This is a genomic window from Ruminococcus sp. MCC718 (genome assembly GCF_018783905.1).
Lineage (GTDB): Bacteria > Bacillota > Clostridia > Lachnospirales > Lachnospiraceae > Hominisplanchenecus > Hominisplanchenecus faecis.
The window spans coordinates 110,870-132,570 of sequence record NZ_WQNP01000171.1; the positions used below are offsets into that span (position 1 = coordinate 110,870).

Genomic DNA, 21,701 nt, shown 5'->3' on the forward strand with positions numbered 1-21,701 from the left:
ACCATCATATCTGATCTTATACAGCAAAAGAGCAGGGAAACCTTTTTGGGTTCTCTCCCGCTCTTTTTTCTTGCTGTCGGATGTTTCTTTGGAACGGTTCTGTTACAGAGTAGCTTTTACTGTTCCGGAAACATGTTCCGTTTTTTTATTTTTTTACAGTTGCTTTCTTTGGCAGACCTGCTTTTTTCAGCATTCTCTTATACTTGGAAAGCTTCTTGGCCGGTACGGTCACTTTTGCTTTTGCATCGATCTTGCTGAATGCTTTGCTTCCGATGGAAGTAATGCCGGTTGCTTTCTTCATATTGACAGTCTTCAGTTTGCTGCAGCCTGCAAATGCATTTTTCTCAATCTTCTTCACATTGCTTCCGATCGTAACTTTCTTCAGCTTCTTACAGCTCTTGAATGCATTTTTGCTGATCCGTGTTACTTTGTAGGTAACGCCGTTGATCTTAACGGTTTTGGCAACGTTTACAGAAGTCACTTTCTTATCTGCTGTAACAACTGCTGCTGTCTTCTTCTTTGCGTTCAGGATCTGATAAGTGACCTTATTCAGAACTCTCTTGTTCACAGTCGGTTTTTCCGGCTCACCTGGTTTCTCTGTAGGTCTCTCGGTCGGTTTTTCCGTTGGTTTTTCCGTTGGTTTTTCTGTTGGTTTTTCTGTTGGTTTTTCTGTTGGTTTTTCGGTCGGTTTTTCCGTTTCCGCTTTCTTCAGTTTTGCTTTTGCATCCTGTAAAGCGGTCAGCAGGTTCTGCAGCTCCTCTGTTGTTGCATCTGCTTTGGCATTTGCAGCGTTTTCATATGCTGTTTTAAATACTGCCCAGCTTTCTTTCGTGTAAGTACCGGATGCATTACCATCTTCGTAGATACCCTTTGTTTCTGCATTTTCCACTGCGTTTTTCAGAGCGGTATTTGCCTGTTCGATCTCCTCTTTTTTCAGATCTTCGCTGGTCTGTTTCGGGCACTCTAGTGTGATGATCTCACAGATAGACGGTGCTGTTTCACCCCAGGTGATCTTTACATCGTATACCTGATCATATCCATACGTGTAGAAGGTGTTCAGGCTCTTATCCAGTTTACCGATCGTCTCCCAGGTGTCTGCACCGGTACGGATGGAAACTTCTGCATTGCTGATGGATTTCTGTACAATGTTCAGTTTGCGGACATTGGTTGTATCAGACAGATGATATACCAGAGAACCTTCGGTCTTATCCGTCATATCCGGCTCAAATGCGGTTGTCAGGTCACCATCATTTAAGTTCCAAGGCTCGTATCCTCTTTTTAATTTTGCATCGGTTTTAAAGGTCGGATCGTTTACGGTCTGGATGTATTCTCCGCCGTTGATCTGGATTTCATTGAGTTCTACCCAACGAGCACTGTATCCTGCGTTAAAGTACAGACGGATGTATTTTGCTTTTACATTGTTAATGTTTGCATTTTCAACATAAGAATATGCTACATCTACAGTGTCATGTGTCCAGCCATTTTCTGCCGGTTTAGTGTCGCGGTCTGTTCCGTCGTTTTCGATACCGTCACCGATCTTGATAAGGTCTGTCCAGGTTTTATTATCAACAGATGCCTGGATCACTGCATCACGCGGATAATCGATTGCAGTATCCAGAACATATACTTTCAGAGATTTCAGTGTGATTTCCTGTCCGAGTGTATATGTTATATAATCGTCTTTTGCCGGTGTTGCACAATATTTTGCCTTCGATGTCAAATCGCCGTCCATCCAGTTTGCGGTCGTACCAAGTTTTCTTGCATCCTCACTGTTTGACGCTCCGCCAATGTTTGTTTCAAGCAGATCCATAGCCCCGATCTCATCGTTTGTCACTTCAAATTTGCTCAGGCTGAAGGTAACATCCGTACTTCCGTTGTTAATCAGGCGGATGTAACGTGCACTCTTTGCAGATGTGCTATCTGTCCACTCTTTCTGATTCAGGGAAGTCTGCAGAGTCAGTTTGTCAGTTCCGTTGCCTTCTGTATCGATGGATGCAATTGCATGGATACGGTCAAGTTTCAGTCCGATGTACTGTCCTGCTTTCAGGGTTACATTGTCTCTTGCATAAACTTTGGAAACTTCATCCCCATAAGTTACTTTCCAGTTCTCATCGTTTGTATTGGTATAATCCATAACATCGCCGGTTGCTTCTGCTTCTTTTCCACAAACAGAGAACTCGTTAAATTTAATCCATTTTTGACGGTCTTCATTGTTTACCAGTTTAATATAGCGTACAGATGCACCTTTTAAATCTTCCTCATAAGTATCGGTGCCATTGGCTGTTCCGGTCTGTGCAGATTTTGAACTCCAGCTGTTTCCATCTTCTGAATATTCAAGATGGTATTTGATCCATTTATCTTCACTGCCCGCACCCATGACAATACGCACTTTGTATACTTCTTTTGCTTCACCAAGATCCATCTGGATATAATCTCCGGCAACGCTGGTATCTTCGGAAGCCGGTTTAAACCAGGTAAAGGTAGCATCATCCCCATCTGTCACATTGGACAGCGGATAACTTCCGGACTGATACAGAGTCCATCCGCTCGTATAGCTGATAGTTCCGGTATATTTGTTATCTGCTGCTTCGCTGTTGCCAGCTTTTTCAAATGCATCACAGGAAATCTCACGGATGATCAGCCAGCGGTTTTTATCGTTGTTGCTGTTCTTCCAGCGGAATCCTTTGATCTCTTTTGCTTCTGCAAGCTCCAGAGTTACATCTGTGGTAGAACCGGCTGCCGGCTGTGTTTCAAATGCCGTCCAGCTGCTGCCGTCTGTCGTATATTCCATAACACCGTTTGGAATATAATCATTTTCGTGTCCGCTGCATGCCAGTGCGACCGTCATTTTTTTAACCGGTGTCATCTGGTTAAAGAGCAGTCCTACATAGTCACCAGTCTGCTGGTCGGTCTGGATCTGGAAGTTGGTATTTAACTTTCCATCAATTGCATTGGCTGCATTTCCGGTATTTCCGGAGTTTTCTGTTCCGCCGACACGGTAGATCAGGGTTCTCTCCAGTTTGATATGTTCCGGGTCAATGATCTGTTTTACGGTATCAGAAACATTTTTCATGACTTTTTCGGTAAACGGAACAATGTAGAGAAGACCTGCGGTCGCATATTTTGTTTCATTTACATAACGGAATCCATAAGTCCGGGAACGTTCATATAAAGTCTGAGCTGCAGAATAGTGGTCCCATACTTTATCATTTTCTTTTGTCTGTACGGCTTTCAGAGCATCCATCAGCTCGATATTCGCTTCACACTCATCACGCAGACACGCAAGGAATGGTGTCATCTGCTCGCTCAGACGTTTATTGGTGCCATCTGTCAGATATTTTACAGCTGCATCGTAAATGGTCTTGAATTCGTTACGCATATCATTCAACTCTGCTGTCGTAACTGTTCCTGCTTCTACTTTTTTCTGGATCTCTGCCAGCTTGTTTTTCAGGTCAACAGACTCTTCGAATTTTGCCTGTCTTCCGGCTGTCTGAACCGGTCCCTGATAGATCATGTGTTTTGCCACTTCACGCAGGGCTTTAGAAGAATCGGATTCCAGTGCGGTAACATGGTCAATGTACTTAAAGGAATCTTCCCATGCCTGGTCGCCTTCTTCTTTTGCATCCCATGGTTTCCAACAATAATCTGCTGCAGTAAAGATCGCTACTTTGGAAGGTTCTGAATGCTGCATCGGGTTGAGGATAATACCTTCGTATTTGTGACCGTCAATTCCGGTATGCAGGATGGTATTATGACCACCCATGATCAGACCTGTTTTATAGTTATCGTTGCACGGCCAGTTTACCCACATGTAAGGATAACGTCCTGCAACGCCATTGGATGCTACATTGTTATAGAAGTTATCTGCAAAGTTTGCACTTACCTGTCCCCATACTGCATTACCGGTCATCAGCATATGTACCTGTCTGTTGGCAGAAGCGTTGATGCCCTTCAGTTTTGCAGAGGAACCATTTCCCATGTAGTCTGTCGGGCAGTACAGGATATCGGTTTTCAGATCCGGATATCTGGAGTTCTTCAGTTCCGTCAGCCATTTTGTCAAGTCATTGAGCAGTCTGCTTAAGTTTGCTGCACTTGATCCGGTCGCATCATCCTCCAGAAGGGCAATCTGACGCACGCCGGATTCGATCACCTGCAGATATTTTGCTTTTACGGTTGCCAGATCTGCATCGTAATTGTTGAAATTAAATGGACTGTTCATAAACGTATGCAGAGCATAAACGAAGAAACATTTGCTTTCATTGCCTGCCTGTGCAAGTTTTTTGATCTTCTCAAGATCTGCCTTTGGATACAGCTCTCTCCACTGTTTGTTGTGGTAAGGATCGTCTTTCGGTGCGAACACATACTGATTCATCTTGATCTCGCCGCCGAATTTCATCAGATCAATACGGTCTTCCAGTGACCACGGATTTCCATAATATCCTTCGATAAATCCACGGAACTGTACTTCTGCATAGTCTGTCACCGTCAGCTCTTTGATCTTTTTGTCTGCGGAAAGCTGTTCAAAAATGCGTTTCAGAGTGGTGACACCGTAAAAGGCTGCATCGGTGTCTTTGCCAAGTACTACAATTTTACCGCCCTTAACATACAGCATATAAGTATCGTAGTTGTCAAAGGTTGCTGCAACAGCTCCATTGGCTTTTCCGTAGGTGTCAGCTGCATCCCCGGAACCATAAACACCAACGATCAGCTCGGTCTTGTCTGACGCTGCACTTTCGTTTCCGGTCAGTTTCAGCACATTCAGCGTGTCTGTGATACGTGTTTTTGTGTAATCGTCAATGTCACTTCCGATCGACAGTTTCACCTGATCGGTAAGCTGCATTTCTTTGTCACCGTAGGTGATCTCCTGCGGTGTCGGGTAGATCTCATACTCACCTGCTGTTTCTTTTACGCCTGCGGATACAGGAATACAAAACAGCATAAGCATTGCCAGAAAAGCAACGAGCTTCATACCCAGTGATGTTGTTTTCTTTTTCATGTGTTTCCTCCTTTTCTTTTTGTACCCCTGCACAAAAACCTCTTTATCTTAGTCATAAACAGGCAGGGATACGTTACTTTTACTATAACAATTTCCGTAAGTTGCGTCAACTGTTATCTTCAATCTCTGTCGGAAAAGATGCCTGCTTCTGCCGGGATGAATACATGATCCAGAACTGGATCTGTCGGCTGCTTTGCATTTTTTACCGCCTCTTCACAGAAATAGTCCTGTGCACAGATCAGCATCTTTTTCCCTCTTTTATCAATCTTTTCATAGCTTCCGTCCGGCTGCAGGATATGAGCCTTCAGATTATCAGCAAGCTGGATATCCAGAATATGTTTTGCCTGCTGTTTGATCTTTTCATCTTTTAATGGAAATACGATCTCAACACGTTTGTCCAGATTTCGCGGCATCCAGTCCGCACTGCCCATATACAACTCTTCTGCCCCGTCATTATAGAAATAGAAGATACGGGCATGTTCCAGGAAATTGCCGACGATCGAACGTACCGATATGTTTTCGCTGATATGCGGGATGCCGACCTTCAGACAGCAGATGCCGCGGATGATCAGTTCGATCTTCACCCCTGCCGCCGATGCCGCATAGAGTGCCTCGATGATCTCCCGGTCACACAGGGAATTCATTTTTGCAATGATATGGGCTTCTTTTCCCGCCAGTGCCCAGTTCTTCTCTCGTTCGATCAGTCTTAAGAAACGTTTGCGGAGCCAGATCGGTGCAACGATAAGGTCGTTCCAGTGTTTTGGTTCGGAATAGCCGGAGAGCATGTTAAATACCGCAGTCGCATCTTCCCCTATCGGTTCTGCACAGGTCAGAAGACCGCAGTCCGTATACAATTTTGCCGTAGAATCGTTATAATTTCCAGTTCCGAGATGCACATAACGGCGGATACCGTCTTCTTCTCTCCGGACAACCAGAGTGATCTTGCTGTGTGTTTTCAGACCCACCAGTCCATAGATTACATGACAGCCTGCTTTTTCTAGCTTTTTTGCCCAGATGATATTGTTTTCTTCATCAAAACGGGCTTTTAATTCTACCAGAACAGAAACCTGTTTGCCGTTCTCTGCCGCCTGTGCCAGTGCTGCAATGATCGGTGAATTACCGCTGACACGATAAAGTGTCTGCTTAATCGCCAGAACATTCGGATCCTTCGCTGCCTGTTTTACAAAATCTACGACCGGGTCAAACGTCATGTACGGATGATGCAGTAAAATGTCACCTTTGCGGATATTGGCAAAAATGCTGTCATCGTTCATCAGTGCCGGTACCGGCTGCGGAATATATTTTTTCACTTTGCAGTCTTCAAACCCTTCCATGCCGTACAGCTTCATCAGAAAAGTCAGATCCAGCGGTCCGCCTATCTCAAATACATCGCTGTCTTTCACGGCAAACTCTTCTTTTAAGATATCCAGCAGCCGTTTGTCGATCTTTCCTTCGATTTCCAGACGGATCACTTCGCCCCACTGACGTTTCTTTAACTGTTTCTGGATCTCTTTGAGCAGATCCTCTGCTTCATCCTCATCAATGGATAAGTCTGCATTTCGCATAACACGGTATGGATGTGCACATACGACATCGTAACTTAAAAACAGCTGTCCGATGTTCCGCTCAATGATCTCTTCCAGAAGGATCACACGTTTTTCTCCGTCTTTTCCTTCCGGAAGTTCCACAATCCTTGGCAGGACAGACGGCACCTGCACCGTTGCAAAATCCAGTGTCTTATGCTTTTCCTTGCCGTCTTTTCTGCAGATCAGGGCACCGATATTCAGGGTCTTGTTGCGGATCAGCGGAAATGGTCTGGAAGAATCCATCGCCATCGGTGTCAGAACCGGATAGACATTTTCCTCAAAATAAGCATCCACAAATTTTTTCTGCTCTTCGCTCAGACTCTCGTGCTCGGAAATAATTTTCAGCCCCCGCTTTTTCAGAGCCGGGATCAGAGAGCGATTGTAAGTAGAATACTGCAGATCTACCAGTTCGTGTGTCTCTTTTAAGATTTTTTTCAGCTGCTCCGAAGCCGTCATCCCGGAAATATCCTTTTTTGTGTAACCTGCGTGCACCATATCTTTCAAAGATGCCACACGGATCATAAAGAATTCATCCAGATTGGATGCTGTGATACTTAAAAATTTCAGCCGTTCAAACAGCGGAAGTGAGGCATCTCTTGCCTCTCCCAAAATGCGGTTGTTAAACCCCAGCCAGCTTAATTCTCGGTTTGTATAGTATTCTGCTTTTTTTAAATCCATTTCACCCATACGGACATACCTCCTTCGTTACATCATTTTTTTCTGACGCAGCACCGGACGGATGCTGAACACTTCCTCGAAAAATTCTGCTTTTTTTGCAAACTCTTTCTTTTCCAGTGACAGATCTTCGTCCGAATAAAGCTGAATGACCAGTTCGTTTTCGTGCAATATCTGTTTTGCCTCTTTGGTCTTCTGCTTGTGGCTGCGGTCCAGCGAATTTACCACTCCGAGGATTGCCGTCAGTTTGGCAATGGTCAGATAATTTTCCCTTGTCATCCGGCTGCTTCCGATTTTGTCGTATCCTTCCAGCGGCACCGTATTATATTTTACCACATTTGCCACAATTTCTTTCTCTTCTTCCGATAATCCGATGATATCCATCGCCATGATAATATGGTACGCGGACTCCCCGGCATTTGACAGGCTGATAAATTTACCGCATCCATGCAGGATCACCGCAATGCGGAGCAGCAGGCGATCCCGGTCATCGAATCCCTGGCTCTTTTTGATCTTGTCAAAAATACCAACTGCCAGATCTTCGCACACTTTGATATGCGACTTGCTGCACTGATAACGTTTGGCAGCATTTCTTGCAGCCGCCAGGATATCCTCATCAAAGTCATGGCCGAGTTTCAAAAGCCGGTTCTGCTGTGCATATTCATACGCCATGCCATCAGTCAGGTGCAGACCCGGCATCCAGATATTCTCCACATCGGCTGCCTCCAGGAAACAACGGTAAACGACAAGAGACGGGCGCAATACCGAGATCACATCTTCCGGAACCTCGCAGCGTCCTGCCGCATCTTCGTCAGAACGGTAGATCATGTCATCGTAAAAATTCAGGAAATCCGCTCTTGTCATCACATTTTTATGAACGGCATCGCCGATATGGTCCCCGACCACGATCAAATTGGAGATCACACGATCCTTCAGATACAGCTTTTTGTATGACAGAAATTCATTTTTCACAACTTCTGTCAGAAGTGTCTCATAATGCTTCAGGCTCACACCCTCATTCATCATCCGTTCACGCAGCCGCAGATTTCCGATTTTCATATTCTGGCTTGCAACAAGACGATCCTTGTCAAACAGAGAAATCTGAATGCTGCCGCCGCCGACATCTACGATCGCCGTTCCTTTCTGGATGATACGGTTGAATTCATTTTCCCTGGATGCGATCGATTTATAATCCATAAAACGCTGTGATGCATTTGAGAGAACTTCCACTTCCAGACCGGTATGGCGTTTCACACGGTCCAGAAAAACAAGCTGGTTACCCGCTTCTCTTACTGCACTCGTGGCACACACACGCCAGTCATCCACGCGATATCCTTTCATAATCCTTACAAAGTCATTCAGAACCCGGCAGAGCTCATCGGTCATCTCCACACCGATCCTGCCATCACGGTATACATCTTTGCCAAGTTCCATGCGATGGCACACGCAGTCGATCTCTTTGATTCCTTTTCCGGAAGTGATCTGAAAAATCTTCATTTCCACTTCACAGGAACCTATATCGATTGCTGCAAAAAGTTTCATACTCACACGTCCTTTCTCTCCTGTCCAAGCAGATGATCAATAAACTGCTGTGCAGTACGTCCGGAAAGTCCGCCATACTGCAGTTCCCACTGATTTGCCTTTAAAAACAGCTCTTCTTCCGACATCGTAATTCCGTGTTTGTCTGCCAGGACGCGGACGATATTCTGAAATTCTTTTTTGCTCGGTGAACCAAAATAAATCTTCAGTCCGAAACGATATGCCAGTGACAGTTTCTCCTGCACCGTATCAGAAGTATGCAGATCGTCTCTTCGCTCTTCCTTGTCACTGAATTTTTCACGGATCAGATGTCTGCGGTTGGAAGTTGCATAGATCAGTACATTTTCCGGCTTGCGTTCCAGTCCGCCTTCGATCACGGCCTTCAGGTATTTATATTCGATTTCAAATTCCTCAAAGGAAAGATCATCCATATAGATAATAAAACGATAATTTCTGTTTTTGACCTGAGCGATCACATCATTCAGATCCTGGAACTGATGTTTGTAAACTTCAATGATACGCAGTCCCTGGTCGTAATATTCATTGAGAATGCCTTTGATGCTGGAGGATTTTCCGGTGCCGGCATCACCAAAAAGCAGACAGTTGTTTGCTTTTCTTCCCTGCACAAAAGCTTCGGTATTTTCGATCAGTTTCTTCTTTGCCAGCTCATAACCTACCAGGTCATCCAGGTGTACGTGTGCGATCTTGGTGATCGGCACGATCTGTACGCCATCTTCATCATGTGCCACGCGAAATGCCTTATGCAGTCCCAGTTTTCCCACACCGAAATCTTTGTAGAAAGAAGTCATATCTTCTTTAAATTCATGCACATCTTTTGCTCCTGCAAGTTTTTCGCTCAGTTCACAGATCCGGTCGCGAATACGCTCGTTAAATACTTTGCTGCTCTGCGGTGCATTAACATAATCTGCAATCATGAAAAAGCAATGTGCACCCAGCTTTTCTTCCAGTGCCTCAAAATTCAGGGCATACAGTTCACGAAAAATCTCATAATCATGCTCCACCAATACATTGATGCTGCCATCCACTTCGCCGCGGATCTCGCTTGCATGACTGAACACATTTTCATTGTTTACCAGAAGCCAGGTCAGATAGCTGTGCCATAAATTTCCTTCAAATCCATAAGTACCGGCAAGTTCGGTCAGTTTGTGGATACAGGAAAAATAAAGCCCACGAAGATCCGAAACCGGCATCCCCATCGTTTCTGTCTCTTCCACGATAAATGCCATATCGTTTAAGACCTGATCCTGCTCCTGCTCATATTCTCGGTATACGATTAATTCATCAATTCGAAACATTTTTATCAACCTTTCCAAAAACAGCAGCTTTTTTGCAAAAGCCGCTGTATTTTCAGTAATTTCCAAGTATTTTCATATTCGTTGCCTCTTCGCGGATACCACGCAAGGCATTTTTGACCGCACTGTCGTTTAAATTGCCCTCGAAATCAATGAAGAAACGGTACTCCCAGTTGCGTCCCGGGATCGGTCTGGACTGGATTCCGAACATATTCAGATTGTTATAAATAAAGTGAGACAGAATATTGTAAAGAGATCCGCTGGTATGTGGCGTTTCAAAACAGATGCTGATCTTCTTCGCATCTTTCTGATAAATTCTCTGATTTGTCACAACGATAAATCTCGTAGAATTTGCCTTGTTGCTGTAAATATTTTCTTTTAACACTTTCAGCCCGAAACATTTTGCCGCAAAGGCACTGGAAACAGATGCCTGCGTCACATCGCCGTCCTCTGCCACTTTTTTCGCTGCCATTGCGGTATTCTCAAGCGGGATCTGTTTCCAGTCCCGGTGTTCCTGAAGAAAGCTCTTGCACTGGGAAAGTCCCTGCTGATGGGAATAAACAGTACGGATATCGGAGATTTCTGCATTTTCAAGCCCAAGCAGACAATGCTCACAGCGAATGATCTGCTCACCGACGATATAGTTTTCAAACTCTACCAGCAGGTCATACATATCATTGACGCTCCCTGCCGTTGAGTTCTCAATCGGCAGCACTGCATAGTCTGCCGCACCTTCTGCGATCGCCTCCATCGCATCTCTCCAGTGCTCCACATGGAACGAGGTGATCTTATCGCCAAAATACTGCTGCATTGCAGCCTGACTGTATGCTCCTTCCACGCCCTGGAACACTACACGGACATTCTCTTTCTCCAGCTCATCCACGCCGATAAACGGCAGGCGGCCTGCCACACCGTTTTCCTCCAACAGCTGATACTGCAGTTTACGGCTCATCGCCATGATCTGCTGAAACAGTTCTTCAATCCCGTGACGGTTGAAGTCGTTGTGTGTCATATCTTTTGCCTTTTCAATGACTTTTTTTTCACGTTCCTTATCAAACACCTTTTTGCCGGTGTTGATCTTGTACTCTGCCACTTTTCGGCTGATCTCCATACGCTTCTCAAAAAGCTCCGTCATCTGACGGTCAATGGAGTCTATCTCATTTCTTAAGTCCTGTAAATCAACCATCAAGTTCTCTCCTTAACTGTCCTATTGTCCTGTTCAAAACCGGATGACGTACCCACGGTGCGATCTGAGAGAGCGGCACTAGGACAAAATCCCGGTTCTGCATATCAATATGCGGAATATGCAGCTCTTCTGTGTCGATGACCTCCTGATCATACAGCAGAATATCCAGATCCAAAGTACGCGGTCCCCACCTGAGGATACGCTCCCTGTTTGCTTCTGCCTCGATCCGATGCAACTGAGCCAACAGTTCCTGCGGTGTCAGAAGCGTCTCCATCTCAAGGACGCCATTAAGGAATTCGTCCTGCTCTGTCACTCCATAAGGTTCTGTTCTGATAAAATCTGACACCTTTTTCACGCTGCTGCCCGGCAGTTTTGAAAGTTTCTCCACTGCCTCTTTCAGATAGGCCATCTTATCTCCCATATTGGAGCCAAGTGCGATATAAACGGTATGTCTGCTTCTTCTGATCTCCACAGAGACTGTCCTGAGCGGCAGTCCTACCGGAGCCCACGGTTTCTGGATCTCCAGGCGAAGTGCCCGGATCAGCGGATATCTGCAAAACAGCTCCGCTGCCAGCCCCTCTGCCGCCGCTTCGATCAGCTTAAAGGTATGTTTCTGCAAAAAATCCTGGATCGTATGGCTGACTTCGCCGTAATTTACCGAATATTCCAGTTCGTCTGTCAGGCCTGCCATCCGCACATCCACTGAAAGATCCGCACTGATCACAAACTTCTGACCCAGTTTGTTCTCTTCCGGATAGACACCGTGGTTGGCAAACACTTCCAGATCTTTGATATAAATTGTATCCATCATCTTTCTCCCATCTGCCTGTTATCTGCCGAGGATGGCTTCTGTCATCTTCAAGGCACGGTAGTTTTCTTTTACATCATGTACACGGACAAAAGCGACCCCTTTCATCACACCGATCACAGTGGTTGCCACGGTTCCTTCCATTCTCTGATCTGCCGGAAGATCCAGTGTCAGTCCGATCACGGATTTTCTGGAAGTTCCAAGCAGGATCGGATAGCCGAGCGTATGCATGCATTCCAGTTTGTTAATGATCTCCAGATTATTTTCATAAGTCTTGCCAAATCCGACACCCGGATCAAGAATGATATTCTCATCGGCGATGCCTGCTTTTTTTGCAATGTCAATGGTCTCCTGCATATCTTTCAGGAAATCTGCAATAAAATCAGTGTAATCCGGCTCTTTACGGTTATGCATCAGACAGCATGGGGCATTTTTTCGGGCGATCACGCCTGCGAGATCCGGATCGTACTTCAGTCCCCAGATATCGTTGACCAGATCTGCTCCTGCGTCAAGTGCTGCCTCTGCCACTCTACTTTTGTAAGTGTCGATAGAAACCGGCACATCAAAGTTTTTCTTTACCATCTCGATCATCGGAACCACTCTGGAGATCTCTTCCTCATCGGAGATCAGTGTATAACCTGGTCTTGTGGACTCGCCACCGATATCAATGATCGTTGCTCCCTGTTCTATCATTTCCTGTGTATGACGCATTGCCCGACCCTTATCGTTCCATTTCCCGCCGTCGGAAAAAGAATCCGGTGTCACATTTAAAATGCCCATCACATAAGCATGATTTTTCAGATCAAATTCTTTGTTTCCTATCTTCATCTGCTTTTCCTCTTTTCGTATATTCTGCCTCAGTACTGTATCTCCATATTTTTCTTTTCCGTGCTCCAGTTGCACTCTTTTTCGGCACGGCAGCCAAAGCAGCATCTGGACATTTTATCTGCCCGGTATAAGATCCCGGCAAGATCATCCCGCTTTAACATCTCTTTGTTGCGGTGATTTTCGATCGCATAGAGAATCTCTTTCATCTCTTCCGGATAAAATCCGCAGTCCGTCAGGATCTGCTCTGCGATCGGAAGCCCTGCGATCTGGTGCGGAGTTCCGTTTTCGTACTGAATATGCCTCCCTATATCGTGAAGAAGAGCGGCTGCATAGATCCGCTCTTTCGATATCTCCTGATTTGCTTCCAGATTAAAGATCCATGCCAGTCTGGCAACATCCAGCAGATGTCCCATATCATGTCCACAGAAAATCCGGTCTTTTTCTTTTTCATCAATCTGTCTGCGGCAGCTCTGATAAAGTGTGTGCTGCAAAATCTGATTTACACGTTCCATTCTCATTATAAACGCACCATCTGATAAAAAGTATCCTGCAGTTCTTTGTTGTTATCAAACACACCTCGTGTCACGGTCGTTACTGTCTGTGCACCCGGTTTTTTGATCCCACGCATCGTCATGCAGAGATGCTCTGCCTCGATCATAACCATAACGCCCTGCGGGTGCAGATTGTCCATAAACGCATCGGCGATCTGTGCCGTCAGCTGTTCCTGGAGCTGCAGTCTTCTTGCAAAAACCTCTACTGTTCTTGCGATCTTGCTCAGACCGACTACCTCGCCGTTTGGAATATATGCAACATGTGCTTTTCCAAAAAACGGAAGCATGTGATGCTCGCACATCGAATAAAATGTGATATCCTTCTCAACAACCATATCCGCATTGTCCACATGGAAACGCTTCTCCAGATGAGTCGCTGCGTTCTGATCCATGCCTCCTGCCAGCTCACAGTACATTCTCGCAATACGGTCCGGTGTCTCTATCAGTCCCTCTCTGTTTATATCTTCCCCGATACCTTCCAGTATCAGTCGTACCCCTTCTCTTACTTTTTCCTGATCTACCATAGTTTTCAAACCTCACTTCTTATTGTATCCAGAGCTTTCACAATCTCACCAAGAAACGAGAGGGATCCGAAAGCGAGGATTACGTCGTCTTTTTTCGCCTTTTCCAGACTTTTTCTTACCGCATTTTCTATCTTTTTCTCAAATGTCACATCCGCTTTTTTCTTTTTCCATGCTTCTGCCAGTTCTTCCGCAGGCAGTGCACGCGGATTGCCCGGTGTCTCTACCGTGATCACATCCGCATCAAATACAGACATCTGATCAATGATCGTTTCGTATTCTTTATCTTTAAAAACACCCATAATGTAATGGAGCCTTTTTTTCGGAAAATACTGACGTACTGAATCAGCCAGTACCTTTGCCCCATCGCGGTTATGTGCTCCGTCTATAATAAAATATGGCTCTCTTTGAAGAACCGTAAATCTGCCCTTCCAGCTTGCTTTTTGCAGACCACTCCGCAGTGCTTCTTCTGAAATGGCATAGCCAAGATCGATCAGGGCTTTTACCGCTTCCACTGCCAGAACGGCATTTGCAATCTGATAAGAGCCTGCCAGATGGATCTCAAGGCTGTCATACCCGCCATAGGAAAAATACTGCTCTTCACACCCATATACGATGTCCGTTGCATTTGCCGCATCTGCGATACGCAGATCCGCCTTCTGCCTTTGACAGACCTGCCGGATCACTTCCATGGCTTCCGGCTGCTGTCTCATGCTGACCACAGTCGTATCTGGCTTGATGATACCGGCTTTGCACGCGGCGATCTCTGCCAGAGTGTCTCCAAGAAATCCCATATGATCCATGCTGATCGATGCGAGCACTTCCAGAACGGTCGTCTTTATCACATTCGTGGCATCGGTAGCTCCTCCCATGCCGACCTCCAGAACGACCAGATCACACTTTTCCTCCCTGAAATAGAGAAAGCAAAGTGCCGTCTCGATCTCAAAAGCGGTCGGATGAGGTGCACCGTCACGTACCATCTCATCGGCACAGCTTTGTATCTGCGTCGTCAGCCTTGCCAGAGCATCTTTTTTTATATATATTTCATTTACCTGTATACGTTCCCGGTAAGAAAACAGCGTCGGCGAAATATATCGTCCAACGCGATAACCTGCTTCTTTCAGAACGGTAGAAAGATATGAAAGTACCGATCCTTTGCCATTGGTACCGCCGATATGAATGAATTTCAGATCATCCTGCGGATTGCCAAGCCTTGCAAGCAATTCTTTCATTGTATCCAGCCCGAGAACACTTCCGTATCTGGCAGCATCGTCCAGATACGCTCTTGCTTCTTCGTAATTCATAGAACTCCATTCTTCTTCCAGTATTGTGCCGGCTTTTGCAAGTATCCTGTTCCACAATAAGAAAACCATCCTCGCCCGGCATCCTATCACGTTGAATTATAGTATACCCGACCTGATTTTGCAAGAACATTATGGTCCGGCAGAGTATAATCTTTCCCGTTTCCGGTTATCCTTTTCCCATGAAAAATAATTTTATCCGATGCGGTATCTGCGGCTGGTGCCTGGAGCTTCTGTGGACCGGTTTTCTTTCCTTTCGGCGGCGTGAATGGAAGCTGACCGGTCATTCTTCCCTGTGGATGTTTCCAATCTACGGTATGGCAGCTTTCCTGAAACCGCTCTCAAACTTCCTTTGCAGCAAAAAATGTTCTTTTCTCCTGCGTGGCTTTCTATATATGCTGTTTATTTTCACCGCCGAATATATGAGCGGAAGCCTTTTGAAAAAACATCACTGCTGCCCGTGGGACTATTCCGGGACACATTTTCAGATAAACGGTGTGATCCGTCTGGACTATGCACCGCTCTGGTTCTTCTGCGGTCTGCTTTTTGAATATCTGAATCAGAAAAATGGCTCAACTTCATCTTGAAATCTGTCTGCAAATGGTATATGATAAAGAAAATCTGAAGTTAAAAGGAGGAAATTATGAGACATATAATGAGTCCGCTGGATTTCAGTGTGGAAGAACTGGATCAGCTCCTGAATCTGGCCAATGATATTGAAGCAAACCCGAAAAAATACGCCCACGCATGTGATGGCAAAAAATTAGCGACTCTTTTTTATGAACCAAGCACACGTACCCGCCTCAGCTTTGAAGCTGCTATGATGAATTTAGGTGGTAATGTACTTGGTTTTTCTTCGGCCGCTTCCAGCTCCGCTACAAAAGGAGAGACCGTTGCAGACACCATTCGCATGGTCGCATGTTATGCTGACATCTGTGCAATGCGTCATCCAAAAGAAGGTGCACCGCTTGTGGCATCCTTATATTCTCCAATCCCGGTGATCAATGCCGGAGATGGCGGACATCAGCATCCGACCCAGACACTTACGGATCTTCTGACGATCCGCTCCCTGAAAGGAAGACTGGACAATCTGACGATCGGTCTCTGTGGTGACTTAAAGTTCGGACGTACCGTTCACTCCCTGATCAGTGCATTGGTCCGCTACACCGGAATCCGTTTTGTCCTGATTTCTCCGGAAGAGCTGCGTATCCCAAGTTATATCCGCGACGATGTACTGCGTGAGAACAACATCGAATTCGAAGAAGTAGAACGTCTGGAAGATGCACTTCCGAAGCTGGATGTCCTTTATATGACCCGTGTACAGAAAGAACGTTTCTTCAATGAAGAGGATTATGTCCGCATGAAGGATTTCTATATTCTTGACAAAAAGAAAATGGAACTTGCACCGCAGGATATGATCGTTATGCATCCGCTCCCTCGTGTCAATGAGATCGCAGTTGAAGTTGACGATGACCCGAGAGCTGCTTACTTCAAGCAGGCTCAGTATGCTGTCTATGCACGTATGGCTCTGATTCTTACACTTCTGGAGGTGAAAGTATGTTAAATGTAGGTCAGTTAAACGAAGGTGTGGTTCTCGACCACATCGAAGCAGGAAAGAGCATGTCCATCTACCATTATCTGAAACTGGATCAGCTGGACTGCTGTGTTGCCATCATCAAAAATGCCCGCAGCAACAAAATGGGCAAAAAAGATATCATTAAAGTAGAATGTCCGGTTGACATGCTGGATCTTGATATCCTTGGTTTTATCGACCACAATATCACCGTCAACATCATCAAAAACGGTGAGATCGTAGACAAGAAAAAGCTGCACCTTCCAAAACAGATCGTCAATGTGATCAAATGCAAGAATCCTCGCTGCATCACATCGATCGAGCACGGACTGGATCAGGTCTTTGTCCTTTCCAATGAAGAAAAGGAAATTTACCGCTGCAGATACTGCGACGAAAGGTATCACGCTTCAAAAGCCAAACATAAATAATAAGATGTGGGTGTCAAAAGTCCCCAACTATGATGCCTACGGATTGTTCCGTGCGTTGCACTCCCACAATCCTCCCCAGTATTCGCATATCGTGGGATTATCATCCCACTTTTATGCTCATATCGGGGCGGATCCCAAGGTCTTTCACCCACCTATGAGCAAGCTCATGTGGATTTAGACCTTTTGACCCTGGCATCATAATAAAAGAAAAAAACAAGCACAGTAAAAAAATCACTGTGCTTGTTTTTTTCTGCGAGCAGAACGATAAGCCGGGTTATGTCGTGAATGATCATCTATCTAGGCCATGCGTTGCCGCATGGCTCAAGCAACCAACCTGAAACTGACGGGCCGCCATATGTCTCTGCTCGGTCTTGCTTCGAATGGGGTTTACATGTGCCCCCGCTGTTACCAGCAGGGCGGTAGTCTCTTACACTGCCCTTCCACCCTTACCGGCTTATGGCCGGCGGTATATTTCTGTTGCACTGTCCCTGGAGTCGCCTCCGCCGGACGTTATCCGGCATCCTGCCCTGTGAAGCCCGGACTTTCCTCGTCTGACACCTTTCGTTTTGCCAGCCGCGATCATTTATCCTACTCGCAAACATAAGAATATCTTAACATTTCTCACATTGACTGTCAACTTCCATTTTGCTATAATAGCTCATTGTATTATGATGCGATTGTGATAAAGGAAGTGTATCAATATGAAAAAATCAATCAAAGCAACCGATTCCGCCAACAAAGAGTCGGTATTTCAAAATTTATCAAAGGAAGAACGGATAGCTCTGACTGTCTTTTTCCTTACGCCTCTTGTGGCACTGTTGTTCCTGGAATACGCAAACCCGGCGGGGCCCGGACTGATTTTCTATTCTATCCGTCCGTCTTGCCTGCTTCGTTTCGGTGTAACCGCATTTTTATTTTATATCGTGATGGGATTTCTGTTTGCCCTGACCGGAAGTATGCGGTTCTCCGGATGTTTTCTGTGTATTTTCAGCATTATATTTTCACTGACGAATTATTTCACAACAACGTTTCGCGGAATCCCAATCCTGGCTTCGGATCTGACGATCATGGGAACTGCGATGAATGTGGTCGGCAATTATAAATATTCGCTTGATCTGCCCCGCACGATCACACTGCTTGGTCTGATCGCCTGGTGTATTCTGCTGTTTCGTGTAAAACGTCTCCGACTTCCAAAAGGCAAAAAAAGGATCTCTGCCATCCTAGGAAGTGCCGCCATCTGTTTTGCTTCCTTCTGGATTATGATCTATACGCCGGTTATGACTGTGACACCGATGCATGTCACTGTCAATACGTTCCGTCCGATCAAATCCTACCGCAAAAACGGATGCGTCCTGACTTTTATGCGAAGTATCCAGTTGATGATAATTCATAAACCGGATGGATATTCTGCAAACGCTGCTGAAGAGATAGCCGCCCCGTATCGCAGTGAAACCTCTTCCGGCAATGCAAAAACACCAAATGTCATCGCCATTATGGACGAAGCTTTTGCCGATCTGCAGGCCGTCGGTGATTTCAGGACCAGCGAAGATGTAATGCCATTTTACCACAGTCTTACAAAAAACACTGTAAAGGGGTTCTCCTATGTATCCGTATTCGGAGGGCAGACGGCAAACACGGAATTTGAGTTTCTGACAGGACTGTCCAAAGCTTTTGTGCCGGCATCTGCAACACCTTATCAGCTTTACATCAAAAGTCTTCTGCCGGGTCTGACCACACATCTTGGAAACCAGGATTATCAGGGTATGCTGGCATTCCATCCATTCCGTGCAAACGGTTACAACCGCGACCATGTTTATCCAAACCTCGGATTTTCGGATTTCATCAGTTTAAAAGATCTGGATGTCTCCGCTTCGGATAAGATTCGCAACTTTGTATCCGACGCAGCTGATTTCCAGGTGATCATCGATCAGTATGAACAGGCAAAAAAGAAGAGCAATGCCCCGTTTTATCTGTTCAATGTCACCATGCAGAATCACAGCGGCTATGACCAGGATTTTGACAATCTGGATATGCCGATCTCCATCGAAGAAAAATGTGATGATCCGGAACTGAAACGTTACCTGAACCTGATCCATCATTCCGACACTGCCCTGAAATCTCTGATCGAGTATTTCAGCAAGCAGAAGGATCCGACCGTAATCGTCTTTTTCGGTGATCACGAACCCGGACTTTCCAATGAAGTTTACAGCAAGATCCTCGGAAAAAATGTCGAAAAACTCAGTGCAGAAGAAAATATGAATCTCTATAAGACTCCGTTTCTGATATGGGCAAACTACGATATCGAAGAACAGGAAAATGTAAACATCAGTATGAATTACCTCTCGACTCTGATGCTTGAGAGCACCGGCATGAAACTCTCTCCGTTCAATCAGTTCCTTTTAGATATACATAAACAGATCCCGGTGCTGACAACAAACGGTTATTTCGGTGAGGATGGCAGCTATTATTCCTTAAAAGATGAATCCTCCCCTTATTATGAATCCCTCAGAAAGTATCAGATCCTCCAGTACAACGATCTGTTTGACAAGAAAAAAAGGATCGAGAACTTTTTTGACTGATGTAAGAGAAAAAGAAAAGCCATGGAAAAGACAATATTTGTCACTTCCATGGTTTTTGTTATATCTGAAAACATCCGCCCCCGATAAACTCTCTTAAGATAGAATTCATCGGCACGCTCTCGCTTGGGATTCCCACAAAATAGTCCAAAAATTTTAAGAGGCGTTTCGCTTCCTGGTATTCCGGTTCCTCTCTTCCGATGCCAAACAAAAGCGGCTCTGCATACATCTTCAGAACAGCCAGTTCATAGATCAGTGCTGAATTGAACATCACATCTGCCTGCTCCTGATAAGGAAAAATATAGGACTCTTCTCCTCTTCGCACCGACGGCCACATGCTGATCGTTGCTTTTGCCGTCGTTCCCCGCGTTCTGGCATCGCGTACAATCCTTCGAAGCAGTCTTCCGTCTGTAGTCGGAACACGGTTATGTTCATCGACGTTGAGCTGCGTCAGGGCACTGACATAAATCTTGAATTTATTTTCTTTTGGCAGTGCAAAGGACAACTGATCATTCAGGCAGTGAATGCCTTCGATCACCAGAATATCCTCTTTTCCAAGTTTTGTCTCTTTTTCACTGTACATGCGTTTGCCGCTCACAAAATCAAAAACAGGCAGATGCACGCTCTTTCCTGCAAGCAGTGCGTTCATGTCATCGTTAAACTGCTGAACATCGATGGCTTCCAGACATTCGTAGTTTGGTTTCCCATCTTCATCCACCGGTGTGTCTTCCCGGTTTACAAAATAGTTATCCACCGGGATCGGATGCGGTCTCAGTCCGTGTGCGGAAAGCTGGATCGAAAGCCGATGAGAAAAGGTCGTCTTTCCGGAAGAAGACGGACCGGCGATCATAACGATCTTTTTATCCGGATTTTCGGCGATCTTTCCGGCAATCTCCGCAATTTTCTTTTCCTGAAGTGCCTCCTGGATCAGGATCAGGTCATGGATGCCATGGTGCACAATATAATCATTCAGTAATCCTACGGTAGGAATTTCGAGCATCTCTCCCCATTTGAGCGATTCTTTTCGAACACGGAACATTTTGTTCTCCGGCTCAAAGGCCGGAACCGTCTTCGGATCTTTCCGCTGTGGCATCTGAAGTACAAATCCGTCCTCATACAAATGCAGGGAAAACGCTCCCAGATAAGAAGTGTCCGGAATCATGTAGCCATAATAATAATCTTCGAAACCGCCCATATCATAGATATTGACTTTGGAAGCCCGGCGGTAATGAAACAATTTTTCTTTGTCTTTCATCCCGTACTGCGAGAACAATGCGATCGCATCGTCCGTACCGATCGTTTTTTTGTTGATCGGCACTTTCTGGGCAATCAGTTCCCTCATTCTGGCTTCCACTTTATCAAGAAAATCCTGATTCAGTGTCACATCACCGTCGACCGTACAGTAATATCCGCTGCTGACGGAAAAATGGATACCAACTCTGCGGATGTGTTCATGCCCTGCCTGATGGTAGAGTGCCTTCAGCAAAAGCAGCGTCATACTCCGCCTGTAGGCCGCCATCCCTTCCTGCTGCCTTGTTGTGATAAAAGAAATGCGGCAGTCCTCCGTTAATTGCAGGTACAGTTCTCGCAGCCGCCCGTTGACCTTTGCAAGAACAATATCATCCTCCTTCTGATATTCCTTTGCAAGATCAAGCAGCCGTATACCCGCCGGATAGCTTTTCCTTTCTATGTTTCCATTTTCAAAAGAAACCTGAATATATTCTTTCTCCATCGTCAAACCACCTCCTGATCATTTTTACAGATCACATTGTCATCGATACCGGAAGATTCCGTTCTGTGACTTGAGATTCTCCGAAAAC

The 21,701-nt window shown here is 45.5% G+C and carries 15 protein-coding genes and 1 other RNA gene; 4 read left to right on the plus strand and 12 right to left on the minus strand.

Translation table 11 applies throughout. The annotated features are described in order from the left end of the window. Positions 1-145: 145 nt before the first annotated feature. The 10 genes from GPK60_RS14275 to GPK60_RS14320 form a co-directional block, all read right to left on the minus strand. Complete coding sequence (locus tag GPK60_RS14275) at positions 146-4,996, minus strand: beta-N-acetylglucosaminidase domain-containing protein (protein ID WP_215660839.1); 4,851 nt, start codon at positions 4,994-4,996, stop codon at positions 146-148. A gap of 119 nt (positions 4,997-5,115) precedes the next feature. After that, entirely contained in the window at positions 5,116-7,260 is a 2,145-nt protein-coding gene (locus tag GPK60_RS14280) for an RNA degradosome polyphosphate kinase (protein ID WP_215660896.1), read from the minus strand. A 27-nt stretch (positions 7,261-7,287) separates the two neighbouring features. Further along, the gene (locus tag GPK60_RS14285; RefSeq protein WP_179966563.1) at positions 7,288-8,799 is read right to left on the minus strand and encodes an exopolyphosphatase; all 1,512 of its coding nucleotides are present in this window, start codon (positions 8,797-8,799) and stop codon (positions 7,288-7,290) included. Between the two features lie 2 nt (positions 8,800-8,801). Next, a complete protein-coding gene (locus GPK60_RS14290) occupies positions 8,802-10,112 on the minus strand; it encodes an ATP-binding protein (RefSeq protein ID WP_215660899.1) in 1,311 nt (436 codons plus the stop codon). A 52-nt stretch (positions 10,113-10,164) separates the two neighbouring features. Beyond that, complete coding sequence (locus GPK60_RS14295) at positions 10,165-11,295, minus strand: chorismate mutase (RefSeq protein WP_215660842.1); 1,131 nt, start codon at positions 11,293-11,295, stop codon at positions 10,165-10,167. Then, the gene (gene folK / locus GPK60_RS14300; protein ID WP_215660843.1) at positions 11,288-12,103 is read right to left on the minus strand and encodes a 2-amino-4-hydroxy-6-hydroxymethyldihydropteridine diphosphokinase; all 816 of its coding nucleotides are present in this window, start codon (positions 12,101-12,103) and stop codon (positions 11,288-11,290) included. Before folK ends, GPK60_RS14295 begins: the two co-directional genes overlap by 8 nt. 21 nt (positions 12,104-12,124) lie before the next feature. Beyond that, positions 12,125-12,931: a dihydropteroate synthase gene (gene folP / locus GPK60_RS14305; protein ID WP_022119578.1), complete on the minus strand. Its 807-nt coding sequence runs from the start codon at positions 12,929-12,931 to the stop codon at positions 12,125-12,127. A 29-nt stretch (positions 12,932-12,960) separates the two neighbouring features. Then, positions 12,961-13,449, minus strand: coding sequence for an HD domain-containing protein (locus GPK60_RS14310; RefSeq protein WP_022119577.1), 489 nt, complete (start codon positions 13,447-13,449; stop codon positions 12,961-12,963). Next, entirely contained in the window at positions 13,449-14,006 is a 558-nt protein-coding gene (gene folE, locus GPK60_RS14315) for a GTP cyclohydrolase I FolE (protein WP_022119576.1), read from the minus strand. Before folE ends, GPK60_RS14310 begins: the two co-directional genes overlap by 1 nt. A gap of 5 nt (positions 14,007-14,011) precedes the next feature. Further along, positions 14,012-15,376 carry a folylpolyglutamate synthase/dihydrofolate synthase family protein gene (locus tag GPK60_RS14320; RefSeq protein WP_346727800.1) on the minus strand — a complete coding sequence of 455 codons (1,365 nt, stop codon included), beginning with the start codon at positions 15,374-15,376 and terminating at the stop codon, positions 14,012-14,014. A gap of 110 nt (positions 15,377-15,486) precedes the next feature. On the opposite strand from GPK60_RS14320, the gene GPK60_RS14325 reads away from it, so the two are divergent. From GPK60_RS14325 to GPK60_RS14335, 3 genes are read left to right on the plus strand one after another with little or no spacing between them, the layout of a single operon-like run. Then, positions 15,487-15,891, plus strand: coding sequence for a hypothetical protein (locus GPK60_RS14325; protein WP_147631388.1), 405 nt, complete (start codon positions 15,487-15,489; stop codon positions 15,889-15,891). A gap of 56 nt (positions 15,892-15,947) precedes the next feature. Then, entirely contained in the window at positions 15,948-16,868 is a 921-nt protein-coding gene (gene pyrB, locus GPK60_RS14330; protein WP_173865577.1) for an aspartate carbamoyltransferase, read from the plus strand. Beyond that, the gene (locus GPK60_RS14335; RefSeq protein ID WP_215660846.1) at positions 16,862-17,305 is read left to right on the plus strand and encodes an aspartate carbamoyltransferase regulatory subunit; all 444 of its coding nucleotides are present in this window, start codon (positions 16,862-16,864) and stop codon (positions 17,303-17,305) included. Before pyrB ends, GPK60_RS14335 begins: the two co-directional genes overlap by 7 nt. Before the next feature lie 249 nt (positions 17,306-17,554). On the opposite strand, the gene rnpB is transcribed toward GPK60_RS14335, so the two are convergent. Continuing rightward, positions 17,555-17,900, minus strand: an RNA gene (gene rnpB, locus GPK60_RS14340) — RNase P RNA component class A. Between the two features lie 106 nt (positions 17,901-18,006). On the opposite strand from rnpB, the gene GPK60_RS14345 reads away from it, so the two are divergent. After that, positions 18,007-19,884 (plus strand): LTA synthase family protein, encoded by a 1,878-nt coding sequence (locus GPK60_RS14345; protein WP_215660849.1) that lies wholly within the window; start codon positions 18,007-18,009, stop codon positions 19,882-19,884. Positions 19,885-19,942: 58 nt separating this feature from the next. Here GPK60_RS14345 and GPK60_RS14350 read toward each other — a convergent pair whose 3' ends face one another. Then, the gene (locus GPK60_RS14350) at positions 19,943-21,613 is read right to left on the minus strand and encodes a nucleoside kinase (protein WP_215660854.1); all 1,671 of its coding nucleotides are present in this window, start codon (positions 21,611-21,613) and stop codon (positions 19,943-19,945) included. Positions 21,614-21,701 lie beyond the last annotated feature (88 nt).

Bases quoted from the DNA above. Each gene is read 5' to 3' on its own strand.
- GPK60_RS14350 (WP_215660854.1), bottom strand. From the start codon at position 21,613: ATGGAGAAAGAATATATTCAGGTTTCTTTTGAAAATGGAAACATAGAA.
- folE (WP_022119576.1), bottom strand. From the start codon at position 14,006: ATGGTAGATCAGGAAAAAGTAAGAGAAGGGGTACGACTGATACTGGAA.
- GPK60_RS14325 (WP_147631388.1), top strand. From the start codon at position 15,487: ATGAAAAATAATTTTATCCGATGCGGTATCTGCGGCTGGTGCCTGGAG.
- GPK60_RS14280 (WP_215660896.1), bottom strand. From the start codon at position 7,260: ATGGATTTAAAAAAAGCAGAATACTATACAAACCGAGAATTAAGCTGG.
- folK (WP_215660843.1), bottom strand. From the start codon at position 12,103: ATGGATACAATTTATATCAAAGATCTGGAAGTGTTTGCCAACCACGGT.
- GPK60_RS14285 (WP_179966563.1), bottom strand. From the start codon at position 8,799: ATGAAACTTTTTGCAGCAATCGATATAGGTTCCTGTGAAGTGGAAATG.
- GPK60_RS14310 (WP_022119577.1), bottom strand. From the start codon at position 13,449: ATGAGAATGGAACGTGTAAATCAGATTTTGCAGCACACACTTTATCAG.
- GPK60_RS14345 (WP_215660849.1), top strand. From the start codon at position 18,007: ATGAAAAAATCAATCAAAGCAACCGATTCCGCCAACAAAGAGTCGGTA.
- GPK60_RS14320 (WP_346727800.1), bottom strand. From the start codon at position 15,376: ATGGTTTTCTTATTGTGGAACAGGATACTTGCAAAAGCCGGCACAATA.
- GPK60_RS14295 (WP_215660842.1), bottom strand. From the start codon at position 11,295: ATGGTTGATTTACAGGACTTAAGAAATGAGATAGACTCCATTGACCGT.
- folP (WP_022119578.1), bottom strand. From the start codon at position 12,931: ATGAAGATAGGAAACAAAGAATTTGATCTGAAAAATCATGCTTATGTG.
- pyrB (WP_173865577.1), top strand. From the start codon at position 15,948: ATGAGACATATAATGAGTCCGCTGGATTTCAGTGTGGAAGAACTGGAT.
- GPK60_RS14335 (WP_215660846.1), top strand. From the start codon at position 16,862: ATGTTAAATGTAGGTCAGTTAAACGAAGGTGTGGTTCTCGACCACATC.
- GPK60_RS14290 (WP_215660899.1), bottom strand. From the start codon at position 10,112: ATGTTTCGAATTGATGAATTAATCGTATACCGAGAATATGAGCAGGAG.
- GPK60_RS14275 (WP_215660839.1), bottom strand. From the start codon at position 4,996: ATGAAAAAGAAAACAACATCACTGGGTATGAAGCTCGTTGCTTTTCTG.